Here is a 529-nt window from a genome sequence, read left to right as displayed (position 1 = left end):
TCATCAGGTCGTGAACGTTGATGCGCTGACCTATGCGGCGTGTCTGGACAACGTCGCGATGGTTGCAGGCAGCCCCGATTATGCCTTCGAGCAGGTGGATATCCGCGACCGCGCCGCGCTGGATGCGGTGTTCGCCAAGCACCAGCCCGATGCGGTGATGCATCTGGCCGCCGAAAGCCACGTGGACCGCTCGATCGACGGGCCCGCGGACTTTATCGAGACGAACGTCACCGGCACCTTCAACATGCTCGAGGCCGCGCGCACCTATTGGACCGCCCAAGGCAAACCGGACAGCTTCCGGTTCCACCACATCTCGACCGATGAGGTCTTTGGATCGCTGCCGAACGATCCGGCGATCAAGTTCACCGAAGACACGCCCTACGATCCGCGCAGCCCCTACTCCGCGTCCAAGGCCAGCAGCGACCATCTGGTCCGCGCTTGGCACGAGACCTACGGGTTTCCGGTGGTGTTAACCAACTGTTCGAATAATTACGGCCCCTTCCACTTCCCCGAAAAGCTGATTCCCGTC

The 529-nt window shown here is 61.6% G+C and carries 1 protein-coding gene; it reads left to right on the top strand.

Annotated features, from left to right (window positions below):
• Positions 1 to 529: dTDP-glucose 4,6-dehydratase (locus tag HJ536_RS20700; protein WP_177159281.1), on the top strand; the 529-nt coding region annotated here is incomplete at both ends.

Origin of the sequence: Donghicola mangrovi (assembly GCF_013377535.1) — a bacterium.
Taxonomy (GTDB): domain Bacteria; phylum Pseudomonadota; class Alphaproteobacteria; order Rhodobacterales; family Rhodobacteraceae; genus Donghicola; species Donghicola mangrovi.
Note: the sequence above shows the minus strand (reverse complement) of the source record. Positions and strands in the feature narration are given on the sequence as shown.